Origin of the sequence: Accumulibacter sp. (assembly GCF_029255125.1) — a bacterium.
In the GTDB taxonomy this organism is placed as follows: domain Bacteria; phylum Pseudomonadota; class Gammaproteobacteria; order Burkholderiales; family Rhodocyclaceae; genus Accumulibacter.
Genome location: NZ_JAPUVR010000147.1, coordinates 1 through 24,314 on the forward strand (window position 1 = coordinate 1; position 24,314 = coordinate 24,314).

Annotated in this window: 17 protein-coding genes; 11 read left to right on the forward strand and 6 right to left on the reverse strand. The window is 63.9% G+C overall.

The genetic code is table 11. The features are described from left to right. The 3 genes from Q1L59_RS16345 to Q1L59_RS16355 form a co-directional block, all read right to left on the reverse strand. On the reverse strand, positions 1-506 hold a 506-nt coding region (locus Q1L59_RS16345), incomplete at its 3' end, for a DUF4337 domain-containing protein (protein WP_300334273.1). Positions 507-826: 320 nt separating this feature from the next. Further along, positions 827-1,603: an enoyl-CoA hydratase gene (locus Q1L59_RS16350; protein ID WP_300334275.1), complete on the reverse strand. Its 777-nt coding sequence runs from the start codon at positions 1,601-1,603 to the stop codon at positions 827-829. A gap of 22 nt (positions 1,604-1,625) precedes the next feature. Further along, on the reverse strand, positions 1,626-3,032 hold the full coding sequence (locus tag Q1L59_RS16355; RefSeq protein ID WP_300334277.1) for a metal transporter: 1,407 nt from the start codon (positions 3,030-3,032) through the stop codon (positions 1,626-1,628). 626 nt (positions 3,033-3,658) lie between these two features. On the opposite strand from Q1L59_RS16355, the gene Q1L59_RS16360 reads away from it, so the two are divergent. Continuing rightward, positions 3,659-5,197, forward strand: coding sequence for an AMP-binding protein (locus tag Q1L59_RS16360; RefSeq protein ID WP_300334280.1), 1,539 nt, complete (start codon positions 3,659-3,661; stop codon positions 5,195-5,197). A gap of 113 nt (positions 5,198-5,310) precedes the next feature. Here the strand turns inward: Q1L59_RS16360 and Q1L59_RS16365 are convergent, their stop codons facing one another. Next, the gene (locus Q1L59_RS16365) at positions 5,311-7,128 is read right to left on the reverse strand and encodes an ABC transporter ATP-binding protein/permease (RefSeq protein WP_300334282.1); all 1,818 of its coding nucleotides are present in this window, start codon (positions 7,126-7,128) and stop codon (positions 5,311-5,313) included. A gap of 681 nt (positions 7,129-7,809) precedes the next feature. On the opposite strand from Q1L59_RS16365, the gene Q1L59_RS16370 reads away from it, so the two are divergent. Next, the gene (locus Q1L59_RS16370; protein ID WP_300334284.1) at positions 7,810-8,370 is read left to right on the forward strand and encodes a LytS/YhcK type 5TM receptor domain-containing protein; all 561 of its coding nucleotides are present in this window, start codon (positions 7,810-7,812) and stop codon (positions 8,368-8,370) included. 1,131 nt (positions 8,371-9,501) lie between these two features. Next, the gene (locus Q1L59_RS16375) at positions 9,502-11,751 is read left to right on the forward strand and encodes an ATP-binding protein (protein ID WP_300334286.1); all 2,250 of its coding nucleotides are present in this window, start codon (positions 9,502-9,504) and stop codon (positions 11,749-11,751) included. Between the two features lie 594 nt (positions 11,752-12,345). Here Q1L59_RS16375 and Q1L59_RS16380 read toward each other — a convergent pair. Continuing rightward, positions 12,346-13,215, reverse strand: a complete 870-nt coding sequence (locus tag Q1L59_RS16380) for a nickel transporter (protein ID WP_300334288.1) — start codon at positions 13,213-13,215, stop codon at positions 12,346-12,348. Between the two features lie 832 nt (positions 13,216-14,047). Between Q1L59_RS16380 and Q1L59_RS16385 the strand changes: the two genes are divergently transcribed. Continuing rightward, positions 14,048-14,272 (forward strand): hypothetical protein, encoded by a 225-nt coding sequence (locus Q1L59_RS16385; RefSeq protein ID WP_300334290.1) that lies wholly within the window; start codon positions 14,048-14,050, stop codon positions 14,270-14,272. Here Q1L59_RS16385 and Q1L59_RS16390 read toward each other — a convergent pair. Then, positions 14,241-14,438 carry a hypothetical protein gene (locus tag Q1L59_RS16390; protein WP_300334292.1) on the reverse strand — a complete coding sequence of 66 codons (198 nt, stop codon included), beginning with the start codon at positions 14,436-14,438 and terminating at the stop codon, positions 14,241-14,243. The two genes, Q1L59_RS16385 and Q1L59_RS16390, sit on opposite strands and share 32 nt — an antisense overlap. A gap of 819 nt (positions 14,439-15,257) precedes the next feature. On the opposite strand from Q1L59_RS16390, the gene Q1L59_RS16395 reads away from it, so the two are divergent. From Q1L59_RS16395 to Q1L59_RS16425, 7 genes are all read left to right on the forward strand, one after another. Next, entirely contained in the window at positions 15,258-16,031 is a 774-nt protein-coding gene (locus tag Q1L59_RS16395; protein ID WP_300334295.1) for a TetR/AcrR family transcriptional regulator, read from the forward strand. Positions 16,032-16,048: 17 nt separating this feature from the next. After that, a complete protein-coding gene (locus Q1L59_RS16400) occupies positions 16,049-18,400 on the forward strand; it encodes an acyl-CoA dehydrogenase (RefSeq protein ID WP_300334297.1) in 2,352 nt (783 codons plus the stop codon). A gap of 90 nt (positions 18,401-18,490) precedes the next feature. Continuing rightward, positions 18,491-19,780 (forward strand): acetyl-CoA C-acetyltransferase, encoded by a 1,290-nt coding sequence (locus Q1L59_RS16405; RefSeq protein WP_300334300.1) that lies wholly within the window; start codon positions 18,491-18,493, stop codon positions 19,778-19,780. Positions 19,781-19,809: 29 nt separating this feature from the next. Next, a complete protein-coding gene (locus Q1L59_RS16410; RefSeq protein ID WP_300334302.1) occupies positions 19,810-21,738 on the forward strand; it encodes a 3-hydroxyacyl-CoA dehydrogenase NAD-binding domain-containing protein in 1,929 nt (642 codons plus the stop codon). Then, the gene (locus tag Q1L59_RS16415) at positions 21,731-22,129 is read left to right on the forward strand and encodes an acyl-CoA thioesterase (protein WP_300334305.1); all 399 of its coding nucleotides are present in this window, start codon (positions 21,731-21,733) and stop codon (positions 22,127-22,129) included. The genes Q1L59_RS16410 and Q1L59_RS16415 overlap by 8 nt, the downstream gene beginning before the upstream one ends. A gap of 114 nt (positions 22,130-22,243) precedes the next feature. Continuing rightward, positions 22,244-23,572 carry an outer membrane protein transport protein gene (locus Q1L59_RS16420; RefSeq protein WP_300334308.1) on the forward strand — a complete coding sequence of 443 codons (1,329 nt, stop codon included), beginning with the start codon at positions 22,244-22,246 and terminating at the stop codon, positions 23,570-23,572. A 193-nt stretch (positions 23,573-23,765) separates the two neighbouring features. Further along, positions 23,766-24,314: 3-hydroxyacyl-CoA dehydrogenase family protein (locus tag Q1L59_RS16425; protein ID WP_300334311.1), on the forward strand; the 549-nt coding region annotated here is incomplete at its 3' end.

The window sequence follows — 24,314 nt, forward strand, 5'->3', positions numbered from 1 at the left end:
ATCCAGCGCTTGCGCGTGAGCAGCGTGATGGCGGCCATCGCGATGGCAATCTGGAGCAGGGTCGTGGCAAGTGCCCAGCGCTCGTGCACGTGCATTTCGTGGTCGCTCTTGCGGTCTGCTTCCTTGGCCGCCGCTTCGAGCTTGTCAGCGTCACTTTTGATCTCCTGCTTTTCCTTCTTGTAGCGCTCGACTTCCTGCACGTATTTCTCGCGCGCCTCGCCGGTCGTCAACGTGATCGACAGTTCGGCGAGGTTCTGTTTGTTGCTCTTTGCCTGATAGTAGTTCCATTGATTCGAGGCTGCCGTCTTCTGGATCGCCGCCTCGTTCTTGTAGATCAGTGCGGCATTCTGCGAGTGCCCGCCGAGGTAGCCAAAGATTGCGCCGACGGTCGACAGGATGGCGGTGAGAACGGCGACGCGTGAGGTAAATGCGTCGCCACCGTGTTGAGCGACATGTTCGACTTCGTGATCGTGCGGGCCATGCACGTGGAAACCGTGTCCGGACATTCTTCCATCTCCTTGCTGGTTTGCGGCTTGCCGATGGGGCAGGGCGGCGAATTCTACCGCAGACGGACGCCCGTTGCCGCCTGGTCGCGCGTTCGCTGGCGCGGCAGTCGGGTGGCTGGTGTGCCGGGAGTTGGTGATTCGTGGCGGTGGGGTCTGCCGCGCAGGGCCATGCGGGCTGCCGAGGTGTCGGCTGGGGTGCCGCCCGGCGGAGGCGACGGTTCGATCTGGCGCAGCCGATCAGGCTGGTCTGGCCGTCGGGTAAATTCCCTAGGGGCGGGCGGCCATTACGGACGTGCGCCCCCAGGGGTCGTTGCGCAGGCTCAGCGGTTGCTGAAAGACGCCTTGCGCTTTTCGACGAAGGCAGTCATTCCTTCCTTCTGGTCATCCAGGGCGAATGCCGAGTGGAAGGTGCGGCGTTCAAAGAGCAAGCCCTCGGTGAGCGAGCTCTCGTAGGCGCGATTGATGCATTCCTTGATCATCAGGACTACCGGCAGCGAGAAACCGGCGATCCGGGTGGCCGCGGCGAGCGCTTCCTCGAGCAGCTTGTCGGCGGGAACGACGCGTGACACCAGACCGGCGCGTTCGGCTTCCTGCGCATCCATGTTGCGCGCGGTCAGGCAGAGGTCCATCGCCTTGGCTTTCGACACGGCGCGCGGCAGGCGCTGCGTGCCGCCAGCGCCGGGCAGGATGGCCAGACGAACTTCCGGCTGGCCAAAAACGGCGTTGTCGGCGGCCAGGATGATGTCGCACATCATTGCCAGTTCGCAGCCACCGCCCAGCGCGTAGCCGGCAACGGCAGCGATCACGGGTTTGCGGCAGTTCTTGACGCATTCCCAGTTGCGCGTGATGAAGTTGCCCTTGTACGCCTCCATGTACGACAGCGACTGCATGACCGTAATGTCGGCGCCTGCGGCAAAGGCCTTGTCGGAGCCGGTGATGACGATCGCCCCGATGTTCTCGTCGGCCTCGAAATCGGCCAGCGCACGGCCCATTTCGTCCATCAGCTCATCGTTCAGTGCGTTCAGTTGCTTCGGCCGGTTGAGCGTGATCAGGCCGACCTTGCCGCGCGTCTCGGCAATAATGTTCGCGTAGCTCATAAGCAGAGTCTCCAGTGGGGCGTCAGGCGGAAATGTCGACCTGGAACTTCACGGGACCGCGCGCCGCCTTGCCGTTGGCGTCGGTGAAAGTGCCGTTTACGGGCGATTTCTTGCCGAACGGGCTGGTCAGGATGGCGACGTGACCGCCGAAGAAAGCGACCGATTCGAGCTTGTCCCAGCCTTCGAGGTACTTGTTGCCAGCCGTCGCGCAGGGTGGCGTAACCAGGTCGTCCTTGATCGCGTAGTTCTGGTACCACGGTACGTTCAGGTCGACCAGCGACTTGATGTTGAGCGGCTTGTCGAACAGCTTCACCGGCAAGGTGCCGTCATCGGCGATCGGATCCTGGAAGGTGTGCGAGCTCATGTTGGCGATCGCCAGCGGCAGGTGCACGCGCTCCTTGAGCAACCAGCGGAAGAGCGCGGCGGGCGTCTTGCCGGGGTTGAGGTCGGTCGCACGATGCAGCGAGACCTGGTCGAGCACCTTGACCAGCGGCGTTTCGCGGTCGATGGCGACGAAGCGCATGCCGAGGCTGAGCAGATAGCCGTTGGCCACCTTGTTGCCGCTGGGCAGCGTGGTCGTGATGAAGTCGTGGTGCATCGTCGGCATGCCGCTGATGGCGTCGCTGTACGTGCCGTCGACCGGTGTGACGTTGGTGATCAGCGCATCGCAGACGTCGCTCAGCTTGCCCGAAAGAATGTTCATCAGGCAGATGTAGCCGCCTTGGCAGGTTCCGTTCAGGGTGACCTTCTTGCCGCCGTTGAGCTCCATCACCTTGGCGCACAGTTCGCGCGTCTGTTCGCAGTCCTGCTCGGGCGTCATCTTCTGGACCTTGTCGTTGGTCATGATGTCCTTGACGACGCGCACGTAGGTCGGAATGCCTTCATTGGCGAACGAGTGGCTGTAGCTCTTGTTCTCGTAGGGCAGGAACGAGAGGATGTGTACGCCGAGCATGTAGGGCGGCACGAGAATGACCGGCTTCAGATCGCTGCGCACCTCGACGCCCTTCTTCAGCGGGAGCACCTGATAGAGCTGGAAGGCGTCGGTTTCGTGCACGAGCTTGTAGTTCGGCGTGTTGAAGTGGAAACCAAACTCATCGGCAATCGCTTCGATCTGCTCGTTGAAGTTGGACACGGCTTCCATGATCTCGGCTTCGCGCCGCATGTAACCGCTCAGCTTTTCTCCTTCCGAACTGAGCAGCGAATTCATGAAGGCACGCGTGCCTTCTTCGACCTGGTCGAAGGCATAGTCGGCCATCTTGCCCTGCATGCCGGCCAGGCCCTTGCGCATCATGCCCACGTTGTGCTCAAGGATCTCGAAGGTTTCCAGCATGCTGAGCGGGTTGTCGCGCGCCGCATTCATCGCAATGTGTGCGGCAATGAAGAGGTTGTCGTTCATTTCGCTGATCTCGCGGTTCGAAGCGCGCATCATCGCCAGCATGTATCTCCACCAGCTGGTTGTGAAGTCAGGCATTTCCCTTAACAGTGCATACATTTTTCCAACCTCCGTCGATAGACGTGAAACGTGAGTCAAATTCGGTCGCCCTGTTCAGGGCGACCGACGATCAGGCAATTCCGGCGCGCCGGCCGAAAACCAGAAATACAGAAATCCAGTGAAGCCCCCTTGCCCAGAGCAGCGCACGCAGCGCGATCAGTGCCGCCCGGGGCTGTGCAGCAAAGGCAGCGCCGCATGCTGAGAGCTCACCCGGCGCTTGCGTTCAAGCTTGCGATTCTGCACCGCACAAACCATTCTACTCCTCTGCGGATAAATTGTTTAGCCGCTTTGCCTGGCCGCGCGCGATTATTTTTCGTCCCTCGGGAACTGCCGGAAAAGGCGCTTGGCGCGGGCGCTGCGGCGGTCCATGGCGAGCCTCCGGGGTGGGCCAGATGCGCTCGGCGAGCTTCCACCAGTCGGTATTCGAGGCGTCCGGCAACGTTGTATAGTAGTCGCTTTGTTGCGCTGCGATGGCGTGCCCCGGCGGGCGCCGGCAGGTCCCCCGGCGCACGACGAGGCCGTTTTTCCGGGCATCACTTTCGCCCGCTTTCGAAAGGACAACCATGCTGCAACTCGCGACGCTGATCAGGCATCACGCCTGTTTCACTCCGCATCGAATCGCCGTCGTCTTCGAGGACGAACAACTGACTTGGCAGGCGTTCGCCGCCCGCGTCAGCCGCTGTGCGCAGTTGCTGCGCGCGCTCGGCATCGGCCCGGGCGATCGCGTGGCGACGGCGCTTGGCAACTGCCGCGAACTGCTCGAAATCTATTGGGCGGTACCGACGGTCGGCGCTGTGCTCGTCCCGCTCAGCCCCTTGCTGATGGCTTCCGGGCTGGCCAGTCTGCTGCGCGACTCGGGTGCCGCGTGCCTGCTTACCCAGCGGGCGATGCTGCCGGTGGTCGAGCAGGTGCTGGCCGAACTTCCGGCGCTCGGCAGCGCGCGCGTGCTGCTCGTCGATGGGGCCGCCGACGGTTACGGCGACTATGCGGCACTCATCGCGGGCTTTCCGGATCGGCCCCTGGAACCGGCGCTGGTCGGTCCGTCCGATCTCTTCAACATCATGTACACCAGCGGCACGACCGGCTTGCCGAAGGGGATCATGCACAGCCATTTCGTGCGCTCGATGTACTGCACGCTGTTTGCTTCGACCTGGCGGATGAGTCCGGAATCGGTCGTTCTGCATACTGGTGCGATCGTCTTCAACGGCGCCTTCGTCACTCTCATGCCGTGCTTCTTCCTCGGCGGGCGCTACGTTCTGCAGCGCCAATTCGACGCCTGTGAGGCGATCGAGATCATCGCGCGCGAACGCGTCACGCATACGATGATGGTCCCGGCACAGATCATTGCCGTGCTCAACGCGCCCAATTTCTCACCCGCCAAGCTGTCCTCGCTGGAGATGATTCTCTCGCTTGGCGCGCCGCTCTATCAGGAGCACAAGGATCAACTGAATCGGCTGCTGCCCGATCGCTTCTACGAACTCTACGGCCTGACCGAAGGCTTCTGGACGATCCTCGACAAGACGCAGTCGGTCCGCAAGGCGGGTTCGGTCGGCTCGCCGCCGTTCTTCTTCGAGATGCGCATCGTGCGCGACGACGGGAGCGACGCGCTGCCCGGCGAGGTCGGCGAAATTGTCGGGCGTGGTCCGTCGCAGATGCTCGGTTACTACGGACGGCCCGACCTGACGGAACAGGCCATTCGCGATGGTTGGCTGTATACCGGCGATCTGGGTTATACCGATGACGAAGGTTACCTCTATCTGGTCGACCGCAAGAAGGACATGATCGACAGCGGCGGGGTCAAGATCTACCCGCGCGACGTCGAGGAAGTGGTGGCACGCCACCCGGCAGTACGCGAAGTGGCCGTTTTCGGCGTGCCGCACGAAAAGTGGGGCGAAACGCCGGTGGCAGCCGTCATCCTGCACGGCGACGCGCAGGTCGCGGCGGAAGATCTGCGCGAGTGGATCAACCAGAACGTCGGCGCGCGCTACCAGCGCGTACACGCGGTGCAGGTGATGCGCGACTTTCCGCGCAACGCCGCCGGCAAGACGCTCAAGCGCGAGATGCGCGACGCCTGGCGGGAAGCGCGCGGCAAAGGCGGCTGAGCTGCGCGCGTGCAGCCGGCAAGCGGGCGGGTGCTCGCCGGCGGTCGCTTGCGCCGGGCCAGCGCTCGCTCGCCGGCGACGGCGGTGATGGCTACGACGTTTGTCATGGCGGCCTACAAGTGCTCGCCCGACTCCTCCTGCTGCTGCAGCGACCACATCTGGGCGTAGACCCCGCCGGCCTCGAGCAATTGCGTATGCGTGCCGCGTTCGACGATGCGGCCGCCGTCCATGACCAGGATCTGATCGGCCTGCATGATGGTCGACAGCCGGTGCGCGATGACCAGCGTCGTGCGGCCGCGCGCGGCGCTGTCGAGGCTGGACTGGATCGCTTTTTCGGTCCTTGAGTCGAGCGCCGAAGTGGCTTCGTCGAAAATCAGCACCGGGGGATTCTTGAGCAAGGCGCGCGCGATGGCGACGCGCTGCTTTTCGCCGCCCGAGAGCTTCAGCCCGCGCTCGCCAACGCGCGTTTCGTAGCCGTCGGGCAGGATGTCGATGAATCCGGCAAGCTGTGCCGCCTCAGCCGCCGCCAGCACCTGATCGCGGCTGGCCGCCGTTCGACCGTACTGGATGTTGTAGAGCAGCGTATCGTTGAACAGCACCGTATCCTGCGGGACGATGCCGATCGCGGCGCGCAGGCTGGCTTGCGTGAGCTGACGCAGATCGGTCCCATTGAGGCGGATCGAGCCGGCGCTGATGTCATAGAAGCGGTAGAGCAGGCGTGCCAGCGTCGACTTGCCTGAACCCGATTCGCCGACGACGGCGACCGTGTGTCCGGCCGGGATGGTGAAATCGACGCCGTGCAGGATCTGGCGGTTCGCTTCATACGAGAAGTCGACGGCGGAGAAGCGCACTTCGACCGGGCCCGGAGCGAGGACGGTCGCCGTAGCCGCGTCGGCAACTTCCCGGTTCACCGCGAGCAGGGCGAACATGCGCTCGATGTCGGTCAGCGCCTGACGAATTTCGCGATAGATCACTCCGAGGAAGTTCAGCGGCATGTAGAGCTGGATCAGGAATGCATTGACCAGCACGAGGTCGCCGATCGTCAGCCGGCCATCGACGACGCCGGCCGCGGCCAGCCACATCATCGCCGTGACACCGAGCGCGATGATGATCTGCTGACCGAGGTTGAGCCACGAGAGCGAAATCTGGCTGCGCGTCGCGGCATCCTCCCAGTCGAGCATCTGCTGGTCGTAACGGCGTGCCTCGTATTCCTCGTTGTTGAAATATTTGACCGTTTCGTAGTTGAGCAGACTGTCGATCGCGCGTGTATTGGCGGCCGAATCGGCGTCGTTCACTCGCCGCCGTATGGCGATTCGCCAGTTGCTGACCTTGATCGTGAACACCACATAGGCGATCAGCGAAAGCAGCGTGATGAGCACGAACGCAGCGTCGTAGTTGACCAGGAGAACGGCCAGGACGAGCGAGATTTCGACCACGGTCGGCAGGATCGAATACAGCGTATAGCTGATCAGGTTCGCGATCGACCGGCTGCCGCGTTCGATGTCGCGCGACACGCCGCCGGTCTGGCGCTGCAGATGGAAGCGCAGCGAGAGCTCGTGCAGGTGGCGAAAAACTTCGAGAGCGATGCGGCGAACCGCGCGCTGGGTGACTCGCGCGAAAAGGATTTCCCGCAACTCGGTAAACAGCGAAGTTGAAAAGCGCAAGCAGCCGTAGAGAATCAGCAGCAGTACCGGCAGCGCGAGCGCCTGCTCGCTGCCGCTCAGGCGGTCGATCATCTGCTTGAAAATGAGCGGCACGCTGACGTTGGCCAGCTTGGCGCCGACCAGGCAGGCGAGCGCGAAGACGACGCGCCACTTGTACTGCCAGAGGTAGGGACCGAGCTTGTGCAGGGTCGGCCAGAGGCTTGCCTCTTCCGCTGGCGGGCGGTCGACGGGCGAGGCGGGGAGGGCAGAACGGCTAGAGCGGCGCATGGGCGTGGCAGGACACGGCTGGATCAGGAAGCGGTGCAAAAGGTGTGCAGTATGCCTCGTTGTCGACACCGCTCTCAAGCACCGAGGAAAAGCGCTCGGGTAATGGCATGAATCTCGTGCCCGAGCGAGGTGTTCAACGCGGCAGCGGTTGGCAGCCGGCGCAATCACGTGCTGAACCTTGCGGCCGCCCATGCGTTGCGTTGCGCAGATCAGTTAGGCTTGCATCTTCTTGGCCTGGAACACTTGCGGAGGTGGTGCGGGATCTCCTATGCTTTAACGCTTTGCTGCGCTGGGGCCTTGCATGAACGTGGGCGACAGCAGGGGGAAAGGGCCCGTGCGAAACACGCTGCGGGTCCTTGGGAGGTTCATGTCAGGATCATCGAAGGCGTTTGCCCGTGAATTCGTTGGCCGCCGTGTTGACATCGGTTGGCGGGCTGGAAAAGTCGTCACTTCGCCCGGGTTTGTCGGACTTCCAGCATGACGGCGAGCGGCGCGGCGAAGCCTGGCTGGGGTCACTCCTTTGCACTTGGACCGGGCACTTGATGGCTACCGTCAGCGTGTCCTCGCGCGGCCAGATGAGCCCGTTCCTCAGCTTGATGAGTTGGCCAAGGAATGCAGGCGCTGTGAGGCGGAGAGACTTCCCGTCTCGTGTCAACCGGAGTCCAGAGGGGTTTGCAGCTCATGCCCGACACGCGCATTCTGCTCAAGACCGTGGCCATTGCCCTGCCGTTTGGCCTTGCGGCTTTTCTTTGCATCTACGGCGGTCTCACGCTTTACGTTCCGGGCACGCAGATCATCACCGACCCGCGCGAGATTTTCGTTACCCTTGGCGGCGCGCTGACCGGGCCGGCGGGCGCTCTGCTCATCGGCTTCCTGGCGGGAGTTTACGAGCCCGTGCCCGGCCTTTATCCGGCGACGATCGCGATGCATGTGATCGGCGCGCTCTGGATGGCCTTCGCCTACAAGAAGCTGGTCTTCGCGCGATGCTCTTCCTGGCTGTTCTTTCCCGCGTGGATGGCGCTGGTCGCGGTCTATTACCTGGTGTTCGTCATGCCTGTGTTCGTGCTCGTAACCAGCCTGTTTCCCCACTTGTCGGCGCAGGTTTTTCCCGACGGCATATCGGCTCAGGCGCTGGCGATTTTCTATCGCGCCGTGATCTGGCCGGAGCTTGTCCTGACCTCGCTGATCACCGCGGCCATTCTGGCGTTGCTGCCGATCAGGCTGCGGAAGCCCCTATGGTGACTCGCACTTATCGCCGATCTTTGCGCCAGCGTGAGGATGCGCTGCATGGCGAGAATCGTTGTCGCTTTGCGACCCTTCGCCATCGCATTGTCTTGGGGTGGCCACTCTGGTTGTCCACTTTGAGGCCGGCGTTGTTCGCGACAGGCTTCCCGGTCTTGCCGACAGCACGCTCTTCCGCGCGGGGTAGAGGTTTTCATGCCGCGTGCTGGCCCGAGCGAACTGCGACCTCGCTTGTCGCGACAATGCTTCGGTCGCTGATCCTGCACACGGCGCGCGAGGCGTCGTGCGGAAACCGTTTTCCGCGAGACCGCGTGCGGGAGGAGTGCGGGGATTACGCCAGGATGATGTGCGCGAATGCTTCAGCCGTCGTATGCAGTACTGCGGGCCGATTCTGAGATCGGAGGCGTTGGTGATTGGCAATCACGCGGGTTCGGCGACCGAGGTTTCTCGTGCAGCCGTGCCTATTGAAGGTCTCCGCCTCGCCGCGAACACGATTCCGGACGAGCGGTCAGGGATTCTGCGACGAGGTGCTAGTCTCGCCAACGGGCTGCTGGGGAGTGCCGAACAGCACGGGGTGGCGACGGCACCCGGTGACCAGACCCGGACTCCGGGGAAACCCCTGCAACCGACGCCGCCACGGCGAATTTCCGGGAGGCTGACCGCTCTCGGCTGGCGGCGTTGTCCTACCTCCCAGTATGTGCGGTCAGGCGACGGTAACGCAATGGCAAACACTCCCGGCCGGCCGACCGCAACGACCGCCCGGCCGTGTGTTGCTGGGGAATACCGGACAAGCACCGGAGCGGCAGCGAGCTGATCACACGCCAACCATGCTGGAGTATGGAGCAAGAGCATGACCTGGGAGGCGGGCGCTCATTCCGTCGTCGATGCGCGCCGCACGATGTATGCAAAGGGATGTGTCGTCGGCGAAGACGCCATGCGAGCGATCGCGTTCGGGCTGAAGCGAAATCGCTGTCACCTGGTGAGGCATCGTGATCAGACAGGCTTGTGCGCCATGAGCGGTCGCCGGGATTGGCCGAGATGTTTGGTTAACCCGCGCTTTCCGCTTGCTTTGCGCGACAACGCTGCGCATGAACGGCGTTGCCGTATGTGCTTTGGGGGAAGCGACCTGCCATGAAGCTGCAGTGGGCTGAGGTCAAAGGGCGGATCAGCGTACTCGCCATCCGCTTGGCGCTGTGGTTGGTTCTGATGCTCAGCCTTCCCTTGCTGGGGATCGTGATCTTTTCATTCAACAACCTGGAAAACGCTCTCGCGCGCGCAGCGGGCGCGGAGCAGTTGCGGTTTGCCCGGCTACTGGCCGGTCAAATAGACGGCGCCGCACTGCGCGCGGACACGCTGGCGAAACTCGTCGAAAGCGCCAGCGGCGCGGGTAATCCGGTGTTCGTGACCGATCGGTCCGGACGGTATCTGGCGCATAGCGAAAAGGCGAAGATCGGATCGGCGCTGCAAGCCGATTACCCGAAAGCGCTGACAGAACCGATCCTCTCGGGCATGAGCGGCTCCGTTCACGACTTTTCCCGCTCCTCCTTCCTCTTCGCCTACCACCCCGCGTCCGGAGCGCAGGCCATCGTGGTGGTGGCCACGCCGCGCGACGCCTTGGCGCGCATCGGCGAGGAGTATCTGGCCAAGACCGCTTCCCAGATCGGCCTGATCGTAGCGCTGATTTCGATTGGCGGCGGAGTTGCCATCTGGCTGGTGGTCGGTTCGCCCAGCCGCAAACTGGTCGCCGCGGCCACTCGGATGGCAAGCGGTGACTGGTCTATTCGCGTCGATCCTGAAGACATGATCGACGACCTCAAGATTCTGGCGATCACCTTCAATGGTATGGCCGAACGCCTTGAGCGTCTCGTATCCAGCTTGACGGAACTCAACGTGACGCTGGAATCCAGAGTATCGGAGCGCACCGTCGAACTTTCGGTGGCCAAGGAGCAAGCAGAAGCGGCCAACCGGGCCAAGAGCGTTTTCCTGGCGAACATGAGCCACGAGTTACGCACACCGCTGAACGCGATCTTGGGATTCACCGAGTTGATACGCCGCGAGGGTCGCCTGACCGGGCGAGACCGGGAGCACCTGGAGATTGTCAATCGCAGCGGTGCGCACCTGTTGGGCTTGATCAACGACATTCTCGACATGGCCAAGATCGAGTCCGGGCGCATCCAGTTGGAGATTGCGCCATTCGATCTGAGCGCAATGGCGAACGACATTGTCGGCATGATGGGTCAGCGCGCCCTGGAAAAGGGTGTGGAACTGCGACTGGAATGCTCTTCGCAGGTGGCGCGCTACATTCGCGGCGACGAGACTCGCTTGCGCCAGGTGCTGGTCAACCTGCTGGGCAACGCCATCAAGTTCACCGGTGAGGGCGTGGTGATCCTGCGACTGAACGGCGGATCGGAGCTGAGCGAGCCCAGGCTCCTGATCGAGGTCGAGGACACCGGGCCGGGAATCGCGCCGGACGATCAAGCGCGCGTGTTTGAGCCATTCGTGCAGACCGATTCCGCCGCAAGACAGGGTAAAGGCACCGGATTGGGATTGGCCATCACCCGGCAGTTCGTCGAGCTGATGGGCGGACGAATTGGTGTCACCAGTGAACTTGGGCGTGGTAGTTGCTTCAGAATTGAGCTGCCGGTTCAGCTAGCCTCTGAAGGCGAGGCCGCCGGTGTGCGTGCGATCACCGGCGAGGTCCTCCGTCTGGCTCCGGACCAGCCAGCCTGGCGGATACTGATCGTCGAGGACCAGCCGGAGAATGCCCTGCTGCTGAGTCGCCTGCTGGAAGGCGCCGGGTTCACGGTGCAGACGGCGAGGAACGGCGCCGAGGGGGTCGAGCTCTTCCGGCAGTGGAGACCGCACCTGATCTGGATGGACCAGCGCATGCCAACGATGGATGGGCTGGAGGCCACCCGGCGCATCCGGGCGCTGGAGGGGGGCAAGGCGGTCAGGATCGTCGCTCTGACCGCCTCAGTGTTCGCTGATCAGCGGGACGAGCTGTTGTCGGCTGGCATGGAGGATGTCTTGCACAAGCCGTTTCGGCCCGAAGCGATCTTCGGTTGTCTCGAGCGCCTGCTCGGCGTCCGCTTCGTACGCCGGGAAGTGGATCCGACCGAGACCACCGCACCGGCCGAACAGACACTCGAGCGCTCGGCCATGGCAGCGCTGCCCGAAGACTTGCGGCGCGACTTGGCAGCCGCCCTGGTGGTGCTTAACGTCGGGCAGATAGACGCCTTGATCGCCCAGGTGGCCGAGCGGGATCCGGCGCTCGGTCAACTTCTGCGCCGCCTGGCGGACGACTACGACTACGCATCGATTGAGGATACGTTGCAAAGAGAGGCGGCCCGGTTTGCTTGCACAGAAAGCGCTCTTCGCTAAGTGGAGCCCTGCCAGTTCTGGTCGGTTGACCGGTGATGCGGTTAGTCGTGGGCTTCTCGGATTCTTATCCAGATCGGATAGCGCTCGGTGGAGTTTGCGGGCGGAGCAAGCGTGTCTAACATCAAGCTCTTTTCGGGTTCGACGGGGACGCGCGGTGGAAAAGTCGCCAGATGTTTCCACGGCAAGCCGCCCGGCGCATCGTCTACCGATTCGCGGAGCCTCTTTCTCAAGCCTTACCCGCCGTTTCGGATGGCCGACGCAAGGGCCACGAAGCAGGCGGCGTCCGACGTCTTCCCTCCACGGCGCGCCGCGCTCGGCGCTCGTTGTTGAAGCGGACGTACGTGGTCAGCTTGGCTCTTGCCTCGGCACCGCGACCGGACAGGGGTCGGTCGTCAAGGTGTTGGCGAGCCGTCAGGCGAGCACTCTCCTCGCGTACCTATCGATCGCAGCGAACAGGTAGAGGCAGTCACGGCGCATCATCGATTGTTGAACGCTGACGGTCGCAAAGCCGTGTCAGTTTTCAACCGGTGTTAACAAGCGTCGCACAGCAGTGCGAAGGAAGCCGGATCTCCCGTTCCGGAGCGCCCGCCTCCGCTAGTCGAGCGAGCGCTCGCGCGATATCGGCAGGTCACCGGTAGGTGTCGCGATCGGCGTCCGAACCCGCTCGTGGACAGACGACAGGTACAAGGCCAGCAGGTAGCTTCCCGCGACACAGGAGATCAAGGCCGCGCCGAAAAGCAGTTCGCGGCCCTCGGACCAGGTGTTGACCTCTGGAAAAGCGAGGCTGGCCACCCCGACCGCGGCAATCAGCAGTGAGAGCGACGAGATCACGAAGCTCAACAGGCGTGAGGCGACCAGCGCCATTTGGTCAGCGCGCGCGATCAGCCGCGCGATCCACAGGCCGTTGATGCCATCGGTGACCAGCATGCCCAGGGTAAACAACAAACCCAGCGCCAACGCGTGTTGCCAGCCGCCAAACTGGTTCGCGGTCAGTGCGAACAAGGCTGCCTGGCTCAGCGTGTCGAACGAGAAAGCGAACAAGGCTCCGATGAACATGATCCAGCCGGGTTTCGACGATCGCGCCAGCCGCCCCAGCCAGCGGCTCTTGACGCCGACCAGCGCAACCATCTGATCGGGCCTCGTCGTGCTCAGTGCGCGCAGATTGACCAGACCGAGCAAGGTGAGGACGCCGATGGAAATCCAGGCGCCGGTGACTTCCAGCCAGGCGGGAACTTGCCACTGTCGGATCAGGGTGCTTGCGGCAAGCGCGATCACCACGACGACCGCTCCATGCCCGAGTGAGAACAGCATGCCGCAGCGCCGCGCAAGCGGCGGATTGGCACGTGCATTGAAACGCGTCAACCCGTCGATCGTAGCCAGGTGATCGGCATCGAAGCCATGCTTGATCCCGAGTACGAATACCAGGAGCAGCAGGGCAGTCCAGTCGCTCGGCATACCAAGCATAGAATTTCCCTCCAGTTCAGCCGGCTCGGCCGATTCGCTGCGGAGTCTAATAGGTTTTCCCGTAGCTGTGTCCGTGCTGGCGTCGACAGGCTTGGGAGCGGCAGCGACCTGCAGCGATCGGGTCGTATTGGGCATCCATCGGGCGCTGGCTTCGCGCCGTGCAGATGAGGCAAGTGCCCGAGCCGCGAGCGCAGCCGTGCATCGTCGTCGGCCAGGCTGCGATTCCCGACTATTTGCGGTGGGTGTTAGTGGCTGCGAAGAACCGCCGAAAGCTGGCTTAGCCGAAGGTTTGGGCACGACGATTGTCGGCCCTGAGCCGGGTCAAGCGCGGGCGCCAGCCCGGCGCGGCAAGCCCTTGATGTGGCTAAGGGACGGGTACGCTGAAGCATGGCTGCAAGCGCCGCAGCTCCGCGCTTGCGGCCATGCTGACCTGCCCTTTTCTGCGCCCGATTGCTGCGCGTTCTCACCGCCGTTGGTTAACAGGTCGCGCTAGCGGCGCTGAAGGGCGACGAGAGGTTGGCGGATCTGGCGTAGCAGTATGGTATCCACACGAACCCGATCACGGACTGGCAGCGGCAACTGACGGAGCGCGCGGTTCAGGTTTCTTTTCGATGATGACGCGACCCATCGCGCGAGCGCTGATCCGCATCTGACGATGGCGCATGCCGACGCGCTCGAGGCCGGCTGCAGGCACATCGGCACATGGATGGCGCGCATGGGCATCGCAGCGCCCTAGCGGAAGCCCAACACATCCTGGCGGCAGCGGGGTAGTGACATCCATCCGGTTCTCCTGCGCGACCTTGCCGTCGAGCGGTGCAATCCGGTGTGGGCGGTGGACATCACCGGCATTCCGATGCGCCGCGGCTCCTCCTATCTGCTCGTCTCGATCGACTGGGCCTCGCGGCGGGCGCTCGCCTGGGCGCTTGCCAATACCTTGACGACTGACTGCGCTCTCGATGCGGTGTGCGACACCATTTACCGGCACGCTTGCCGGGAGATCTTCAACAGCAAGCAGGTTTGCCCGTTCACCCCATACCATGATCCCTTTCGCGGATGAACTGGAGGCCGATGACGCAGTCCATGACGCGCTGCAAGCCGATCCAGGTCGTTTGGGCGCCCGGCTCGCCGGTGTCCTTTTGGCAACCCAGGGTGAAATCGCTGGCGGCGTCTGTCAGCGTGGCGGGCTGGTCCATTCCGATCCCGAGCCCTGGCAATGCCTTCATCCCATCTCTTTGCCGATCCGCAACTGGCAGACACCGCGGCTGCACTCGCCGCGTGGCGGAGTCGCCGCGCGCTTGGCGCCCGCAGTTCGGACGAACCGTGGTTGCCAGCAACCGCGCTTGCTGGGCGGTATGGCGTGACCAAGGTGGCGGTTGCGCTGAAGCTCGATTACACCACCAGCTTGAAGCGCCGCTTGGCCGCCACCGCCAGCAGTCGGGCGGAGCGCGCACGGAGTACGCCGCAGCCCGCGGACTTCGTCGAACTCAACTTCCGCCTGCCGCTCGCCCCAGCGGCTTGTGTTCGGATCCCCTCGGACCGACACGGGCGCGTACTGCGCATCGAGTTTGTGCAAGCGGCAAGCAGTGAATCGTCGGGATCGCCCGCAGTCGTTGGCAAACGCAGCCGTGATCGCGCTCACGCGGCTACCACGGACGACCTCGAAACCATCCGATAGCGCCCTGCGCGACATGGACTGCCGCAGCCTGCTCCTCGCCCTGCATCGGGCCGGAACTGGGGTTGACCGTCGGTCGCGGCAAGGACGACCGGAGCCATCGCCCAAACCGTTCCTGCAAGCAGGTGCTCGGCTATCCACCACAGGCGGACTTCCGTCGCCGCAGCGGGGTTGCCGCTCTGCCGAAAGGGCACCGAAGGCGCAGCGCGCCGAAACATCGCCGCTGGCAGCGAATAGGCCTTGCATTCGGCAGCGTGCCACTTTAGAATTTAAACGAACGTTTGAACTAGATCCCGGTCTACCGCTGTTGAACGAGCGCTGTGGGCGCTTCCTCAGGCCGGGCAGCCTGATTTTTCTGGGATGGCGACAGATGTCTGAACAAAGGGCGAATCACGATACGCGCGAGCGCATCCTCGATGTCGCGGAGCGGCTGTTCATGGAGAACGGTTACGAGGCGACTTCGATGCGCCTGATCACCGGCGCCGCCGAGGTCAACCTGGCCGCGGTCAACTATCACTTCGGGTCCAAGGAGGCTCTGCTGCGCGAGGTTTTTCGGCGACGTCTGACGTGGCTGAACGATCAGCGCCTGCAGGCGCTCGACCGGCTCGAAGCGCAGGCCGCCGGTGCGCCGCTCAAGCCGTCGCAGATCCTCGAAGCTTTCTTCGGCACGCTCTTGCGCATGGGCGAGGACGAAGCGCTCGGCGGGATGACCTTCCTGCGCCTGCTGGGTCGTACGCTGACCGATCCGGCCGAGTTCATCCGCACCTTCTTTGCCGGCGAGTACGCGCAAGTGATCGATCGTTACAAGCGGGCGCTTTTTCACGCGTTGCCCGACGTACCGAAGGCGGAGATCGTCTGGCGCCTGCATTTCATGCTTGGCGCGATGTCGTACGCGATCGCTGGCACCGATGTGCTGGAGGTCGTCACCGGTTGCGGCCTGGACGATCTGGCAGGCGAAACGGTGTCGCCCGAGGACGGCGCCACGGTCCACGCGCGACGCCTGGCACAGCGCCTGATGCCGTTTCTGCTCGGCGGCTTGCGTGCGCCGCTACCACAATTCGGCGACCTGCCGATCCGACAAGAAGAGTCACCACAAGAGGTGGCCGACGAAGGGCGCGGCAGCATGCCGCACAACAGACCATAACGACAGGAGAAACAGCAATGATTGGCACGATCGTCTGGGGTTTCATCGGCCTCGCGCTGGTGAGCGTGGCCGTGCTTTTTGGCGTCCGTCCGTTGCGACGGGCGCTGATCAGCCGGTCGATTTTCAAGACTTACAAGCGGATACTGCCGCAGATGTCCGACACCGAGCGCGAGGCGCTGGAAGCCGGCACGGTGTGGTGGGACGGCGAACTGTTTCGCGGCGATCCCGACTGGAGCAAACTGCTTGCCTATCCGGTTCCCCGCCTGAGCGCCGAGGAGCAGGCATTCATGGATAACGAGGTCGAGCAGGCCTGTGCCCTGGTGGACGACTGGCAGGTGACCAGCGAGTTGTACGACCTGCCGCCGGAAGCCTGGCAGTACATCAAGGACAAGGGCTTCCTCGGCATGATCATCCCGAAGAAGTACGGCGGTCTCGAGTTCTCGGCCTACGGACATTCGCAAATCGTCACCAAGCTGTCGACGCGCTGCTCTGCGCTGGCGGTTTCGGTGATGGTGCCCAACTCGCTCGGCCCGGCCGAGTTGCTGCTGCACTATGGGACCGAGCAGCAGAAGAACCATTACCTGCCACGTCTGGCCAAGGGTCTGGAAATTCCCGCTTTTGCCCTGACCAGTCCGTGGGCCGGGTCGGATGCCGCGTCGATTCCCGACTTCGGCATCGTCTGCCGGGGCATCTGGCAGGGTCGGGAAGTCGTCGGCATGCGGGTCACCTGGGACAAGCGCTACATTACGCTGGGTCCGGTGTGCACGCTGCTCGGCCTGGCTTTTCACCTCTTCGATCCGGACGGGCTGCTCGGCGAGCGCAAGCACATCGGCATCACCTGCGCTCTGGTGCCGCGCGACACTCCCGGCGCCGAACTTGGCCGCCGTCATTTCCCGCTCAACGCGATGTTCATGAACGGGCCGACGCGTGGCAAGGACGTCTTCATGCCGCTCGACTACGTCATCGGCGGTCCGGCGATGGTCGGTCAGGGCTGGCGTATGCTGATGGAGTGCCTGGCGGCCGGTCGGTCGATCTCGCTGCCCTCGTCCAACACCGGAATGGCGCAGATCACCGCGCGCACTGTCGGTGCCTATGCGCGCGTGCGCAGCCAGTTCAAGACGGCGATCGGGCGCTTTGAGGGAGTCGAGGAACCGCTCACCCGGATCGGCGCCTATACCTACATGATGGACGCCGTGCGCAAGATGACCGCCGGCGCGATCGACCTCGGCGAGCGCCCGTCGGTCGTCTCGGCCATCGCCAAGTATCACGTCACCGAGCGTGCCCGGCAGGTGGTGAACGACGGGATGGACATCGTCGGCGGCAAGGGAATCTGTCTGGGGCCGTCGAATTTCCTCGGTCGCGCGTATCAGCAACTGCCGATCGGGATTACCGTCGAAGGGGCGAACATCTTGACTCGCAGCATGATCCTCTTCGGGCAGGGGGCGATTCGCTGCCATCCGTACGTGCTCAAGGAGATGCGCGCAGCGTTCAACCCGGACCCCGAGCAAGGCCTGCACGACTTCGACGAGGCGCTGTTCGGCCACCTTGCCTTTACCATCCGGCACGGCTTCCGGGCCTTCTGGAAAGGTTTGACGGGATCGCATTTCGTCTCCGTGCCGACGACGGTGGCCCCCGAGACACGGCGCTACTACCAGCAACTGACCCGTTTCTCGGCTGCTTTTGCCTTCCTCGCCGACATCTCGATGCTCGTTCTCGGCGGCGAACTGAAGCGGCGCGAAAAGCTGTCGGCCCGCCTCGGCGACATTCTCTCGATGCTCTACCTGTGTTCGGCGACGCTCAAGCGCTACGAGTCCGAGGGACGCCAGCCGAGCGATGCGCCTTTGCTGCACTGGGCGATCTGGGATGCCATGTACAAGGCGCAGATGGCCTTCGACGGCGCAATCGCCAACTTCCCGGTGCGCTGGATCGGCCGCTGGCTCTATCGGCTTGTCTTCCCGCTCGGACACCCGTACGATGTGCCGTCGGATCGGATCGGTCATCAGGTCGCCAAGCTGCTGATCGAGCCGTCCGCCGCACGCGACCGCCTGACAGCCGAAGCCTACGTGCCGAAAGGCGAATCCGAGGCGGTCGGTGCGCTCGAACTGGCGCTTGCCGCAACGGTCGAAGCCGAGGCGATCGAAGCGCGGATTCGCGCCGCCGAGAAGAGCGGTGCTCTGGCCGACAACCCGGAGGCCAACGTGCGTGATCTGGCGCATGCCGCTTTCCGCGCCGGCATCGTGAACGCTGCCGAGTATACCGTTCTCAAGCGCCGCAACGAACTGCGCGACCTGGTCATCCGGGTGGACGATTTTCCGCACGATCTTGGCCGGACGCGGCACCAGCCGCTGTTGCACAAGGCCGCCGCCTGATCCTGGGCGCGCTGTGCGCGCGGCGGCCTGGCCGGTCGCCGCGCTGCTGCCGGTGGGGTGGCAGCAGCAATGTCGAATGGAGGAGAGAGGGTGGCTTTCCAACCAGTTTATATCGTCGACGGTGCGCGAACGCCGTTTCTCAAGGGGCGCAATGCGCCCGGACCTTTTGCCGCGAGCGACCTGGCGGTGCAGGCCGGGCGCGCGCTGCTGATTCGCCAGCCGTTTGCTGCGCACGATCTCGACGAGGTCATCCTCGGTTGCGCTAGTCCATCGCCGGACGAAGTCAATATCGGTCGCGTCGTTGCCCTGCGCCTCGGTTGCGGCGACAAGGTGCCGGGATGGACGGTCATGCGCAACTGCGCCAGCGGCATGCAGGCGATCGATTCGGCGATGACCAACATTCAGAACGGCCGCGCGCAACTGGTCCTCGCGGGCGGCGTCGACGCGCTGTCGCACGCGCCGCTCCTCTACTCGCCGGCGATGGTGCGCTGGTTCGCTCAGATGATGCAGGCGAAGACGCTGGGGCAGAAGATCGGACTGTTTGCCCGCTTGCGTCCGCGCGAGCTGTTCTCGCCGGTGATCGGACTGCTCAAGGGGCTGACCGATCCGGTGGTCGGCCTGCTGATGGGACAGACAGCCGAGAATCTGGCTTGGCGCTTTTCGCTTTCGCGCGAGCAGATGGACGAGTACAGCGTGCGCAGCCACCAGCGTGCGCTCGCCGCGCGCGCGGCTGGACGCCTGGTGGAAATCGTTCCCCTGGTCGACCAGAAGGGAACGGTCCACGCGGAAGACGACGGGGTGCGCGCCGATTCGAGCCTGTCCGCGCTGGCCAGGCTGAAGCCTTTCTTCGACCGCAAGTACGGTCGGGTGACGCCGGGCAACAGCTCTCAGATCAGCGATGGAGCGGCGTGGTTGATTCTTGCTTCACAAGCAGCGGTTGACCGCTGGCAGCTCAAGCCGCTGGGGAAGATCAGCGACTGCCAATGGTCCGCTCTCGATCCGGCGCAGATGGGGCTGGGGCCAGTCCATGCGGCAACGCCGATCCTGCAGCGGCACGGTCTCGGGCTTGCCGACATCGACCTCTGGGAGATCAACGAGGCCTTTGCCGCGCAGGTCCTCGGCTGTCTTGCTGCCTGGGACGACGCGGACTACTGTCGCGAGAAGCTTGGTCTGAGCGGCGCCTTGGGGGCCCTGCCCGAGGAGCGCCTGAATGTCGATGGCGGGGCGATCGCCATTGGTCACCCGGTCGGCGCCTCCGGTGCGCGCATCGTCCTCCATCTGTTGCATGCCTTGCGCGGCGCGCGCGGCAAGCGGGGAATTGCCGCCATTTGTATCGGTGGCGGGCAGGGTGGCGCGATGCTGGTCGAGGCGCTGGCGTGAAGTTGGACGGCCGGAGCGGGGGAGAAGGGATGAAGATGGGGCTGAATGGCTACGATCATTGGCAACTGACCGAAGACGCCGACGGGATCGTCTGGGCAACGCTGGACAAGGCCGGCGAGTCGACGAATTCGCTGTCCACGGCAGTGCTGCAGGAACTCGCGCGGATGCTCGATCGCTTTGACGCCCAGCCACCGCGCGGGCTGATCTTTCGCTCCGGCAAGGCGGCAGGCTTCATCGCTGGCGCCGACGTTGAGGAATTCACCGAGCTTGATACGGCGGAGAAGGGGATCGAGCTGGTCGCCCGTGGCTGGCACCTGTTCAACCGGCTGGCGCGCGTTTCGTATCCGACGCTGGCGCTGGTGCGTGGTCATTGTCTCGGCGGCGGCCTCGAGCTGGCGCTTGCCTGCCGTTACCTGCTCGTCGTCGATGAGCCGGCGACCCGCCTCGGCCTGCCGGAAGTGATGTTGGGAATCGTTCCGGGGTGGGGCGGCATGCTCAGGCTGCCCGAACGGATCGGGCCGCAGGCGGCGCTCGACATGATGCTGACCGGCAAGACGGTCGACGCGCAGAAGGCGAAGCGCCTCGGTCTGGCCGACGACCTCGTCCCGCCACGGGTAATGACGCAGGCGGCGGCAATGCTGGTCGTCGCCAATCAGGCGCGTCGCCGGCCGGCGTTGCTGCAGCGCGTGTTGGCGGGTCCGCTGCGACAGCTCGTCGCGCGCGGCGCGCGGCGTCAGGTTGCCCGCCGCGCGCGCCCCGAGCACTATCCTGCGCCCTACGCGATCATCGATCTGTGGGCGCGCCACCAGGGCAACGCACTGGCGGCGCCCGAGCTGATCGATACCATCGTGCGTTCGCCGACCGCACGCAATCTGGTGCGCGTCTTCTTCCTGCAGGAGCGTCTGAAGGCCTTTGCCAAAGGCAGCGACTTTTCGGCGAAGCGGGTGCACATCGTCGGTGCCGGCGTCATGGGCGGTGACATCGCCGCCTGGTGTGCGCTGCGCGGACTGACGGTGACCCTGCAGGACCAGGGAATCGAGCGTATCGCACCGGCCCTGCAGCGCGCTTACGCGGCGTGGAGCCGGCGAATCCGCGACGAGCGCGAACTGCGCCGCGTGCTTGATCGCCTGATTCCGGACCCTGACGGGAACGGGGCGCGGCAGGCCGATATCGTGATCGAGGCCATCTTCGAGAACGTCGGTGCCAAGCAGGCGCTGCTGCAGAGTCTGGAGGCGGTGATCCGGCCGGACGCCGTGCTCGCGACGAATACCTCGAGCTTGCGGCTGGAGGACCTGCGCAGCGTTCTCGCCCGGCCGGAGCGCTTGATCGGCATCCATTTCTTCAACCCGGTCAGCCGCATGCCGCTGGTCGAGGTGGTCAATGCCGAGGGCAGCGATGCGCAGGCGATACGGCGTGCGATCGCCTTTGTCCGCCAGATCGACCGTCTGCCGCTGCCGGTCAGGAGCGCGCCCGGTTTTCTGGTGAACGCGGTGCTCGGACCGTACATGCTGGCGGCGATGCGCGCGGTCGATGAGGGACTGGCACCGGAGACGGTCGACGAGGCGATGCTCGCCTTCGGCATGCCGATGGGCCCGATCGAACTGGTCGATATGGTTGGTCTCGACGTGGCCATGGCCGCCGGCAGGAGTCTGGCGAACCCCGCCGAAGAGCCGCCGCGCTGCCTGCTTGAGCGTTTTGCTGCCGGCCAGTTGGGCAAGAAGGCGGGGCGTGGCTTCTACGAATACCGAGCCGGAAAACCGGCGAAAGCCAGTCCGGGCGCCGTACCCGCCGGGCTCGCTGAACGTCTGCTGCAGCCGCTGCTCGAGCGCGCGCAACAACTCGTCGCCGAAGGCGTCGTGGCGGACGCCGATCTGGCCGACGCCGGCATCATTTTCGGAACCGGTTTTGCCCCTTTCACCGGGGGGCCCCTGAACTACTTGCGGAGTCGACATGCCTGACGCGATGACCCGATTGCCCGACGGGCAACCCATCCTGCGCGTCGTGCCGATGCCGGCCGATGTGAACCCGCAAGGTGACGTCTTTGGTGGCTGGATCATGGCCCAGGTTGACGTCGCCGGCGCGCTTCCCGCCATGCGCCGGGCGCGCGGGCGGGTGACGACGGTGGCGGTGAACTCCTTCCTCTTCAAGCAGCCGGTTTCGGTTGGCGATCTGGTCAGCTTCTATGCCGATGTGGTCGATACCGGCCGCACGTCGATGCGGGTCCGGGTCGAGGTCTACGCCGAACGGCATCCGGCACAGCCGATTACCGTGAAGGTGACGGAAGCCGTGCTGACCTATGTTGCAATTAACCAACACGGCGAGAAAAGGGAGCTGCCGGAAATCGATTAACTCGACAATTTTCTTGATAGCCGCCTTAGGATAGCTTGGCAGAACGCTTTTACAACGTGGTGGGCAGACGACTGACGCACCACTGCTGACACACCATCCTAGGAGGAGTTCGAGATGTTGCACAAGCAATCGATGAAGGTGATGTCCGTCATGTTCCTGGCGGCTTTTGCCGGTGGCGCGGGCGCCGCGGGCTTCCAGCTTCTGGAGCAGGGAAGTGGGCTGGGCAACGCCTTTGCGGGGTCGGCCGCCAAGGCGAATGACGCCAGCACGATCTACTGGAACCCGGCCGGGATGACGCAATTGCCGCGTCTGGCGGCATCCGGCGGACTGAGCGCGGTGAAGACGAGTTTCAAGTTCAACGACAAGGGATCGCAGGTTGGCGTTTTTGGGGCCGGCGGGACGGCGGGCGCCGACGAGGGCGGTGATGCCGGGGGTTGGGGCTTTATCCCGAATGCCTACGCCTCATGGGCACTGAACAAGGACGTTTATCTCGGCCTGGGCATCGGCGCACCGTTTGGCCTGAAGACCAAGTATGACGACCCGTGGCGCGGTAGCGCCCAGTCGAACGAGTTCGACATCAAGACGTTCAACCTCAATCCTTCGATTGCCTTCAGGGTCAATGACCTGGTGTCGCTGGGTGCGGGCCTGAGCTGGCAGAGGATCGAGGCCGACTACTATCGGCAGGTGAGTGTCGCCACGCTTGGCCTTTCCCGCGTCACGTCGCATATGAATCTCAGCGACGATGCCTGGGGCTGGAACGTCGGCGCGCTGTTTACCCTGTCTCCGTCGACGCGTGTGGGCGTATCGTATCGCTCCGCGATTCAGTACCATACGGACGGCAAGGTCAAGCTGAGCAGCGACGGCTCGGCTCTTGGTGAAGGAACGGCCGCGGCGCTCAGAGCCGGTGGCGGTGCGAGCGACGTGAAGGCCGACATCAAGGTGCCGGACACGTTCATCGTCAGCGTCAATCAGCGACTGAGCGATCGCTGGGACATGTTGGGTGACGTGTCGTGGACGGGCTGGAGCACGATCAAGAATGTCGATATCTATCGGACTTCCGGTCTGCAAAGCGGCGTGCGAGCGCAACGGCTCGACGCCAACTTCCAGAATACCTACCGCGTTGCTCTGGGCGCCACGTATGCCCTGTCGGACGCAGTCAAGCTGCAGTTTGGCGTCGCCTACGACCAGACGCCGGTGAAGAAAGCGAGCACTCGCCTGACCTCGCTGCCCGACAACGACCGCACCTGGTTCTCCGTCGGTACGCAATGGAAGCCGGCCAAGGAGCAGACGCTCGAGCTTGGCCTGGCGTACCTGTATGTCAAGAATCCGAAGATCAACAAGAACGAGACCACGGCCAGTCCGCTGACCAACCGCGGGACGGTGACCGGCGAGTACGACGCCAGCGTCTGGATTCTGGGCGCGCAATATTCGCTCGCTTTCTGAGCCCCGCCCCGCTCTGGCAAGAAAAGCCCCGTTTTCGGGGCTTTTTTTTGTCCGCGGATCAGGCGGCCCGCGCCAGGTTTCGCTTGACGTGGCAGACTGATCACGTATAATTCAAACGTTCGTTTGAGTAGCGTGTGCAGCGCTGCTGCGGGGTGTTCCCGGCGAGCGTGGACGACCAGAAAAGGAGAACAGCTTGAGCAACTTCATCGTACGCAAGGCCGCCGTACTCGGGGCGGGCGTGATGGGCGCGCAGATCGCCGCGCACCTCGCGAATGCCGAAGTACCGGTGGTGCTTTTCGACCTGCCAGCGGGTGATGGCAATCCGAATGGCATCGTCACCAGGGCGATCGACGCCCTCAGGAAGCACGAGCCGTCGCCGCTGGCAAGCCGGGACCGCGTCGCGTATATCGACGCCGGCAATTATCAGCAGCACCTCGCGCAACTGGCGGACTGCGATCTGATCATCGAAGCCATCGCTGAAAAGATGGAATGGAAGGATGATCTCTACCGCAAGATCGCGCCTTTTATCGCCCCCGGCGCGATCATTGCTTCGAATACCTCCGGGCTGTCGATCAACCGCCTTGCGCAAGGCCTGCCCGAAGCCCTTCGCTCGCGTTTCTGCGGCATCCACTTCTTCAATCCGCCGCGCTACATGCATCTGGTCGAACTGATCGCCACGCAAGCAACTGACCCGGCGCTCCTCGACCAGCTCGAGTCATGGCTCGTAGCGCGTCTCGGCAAG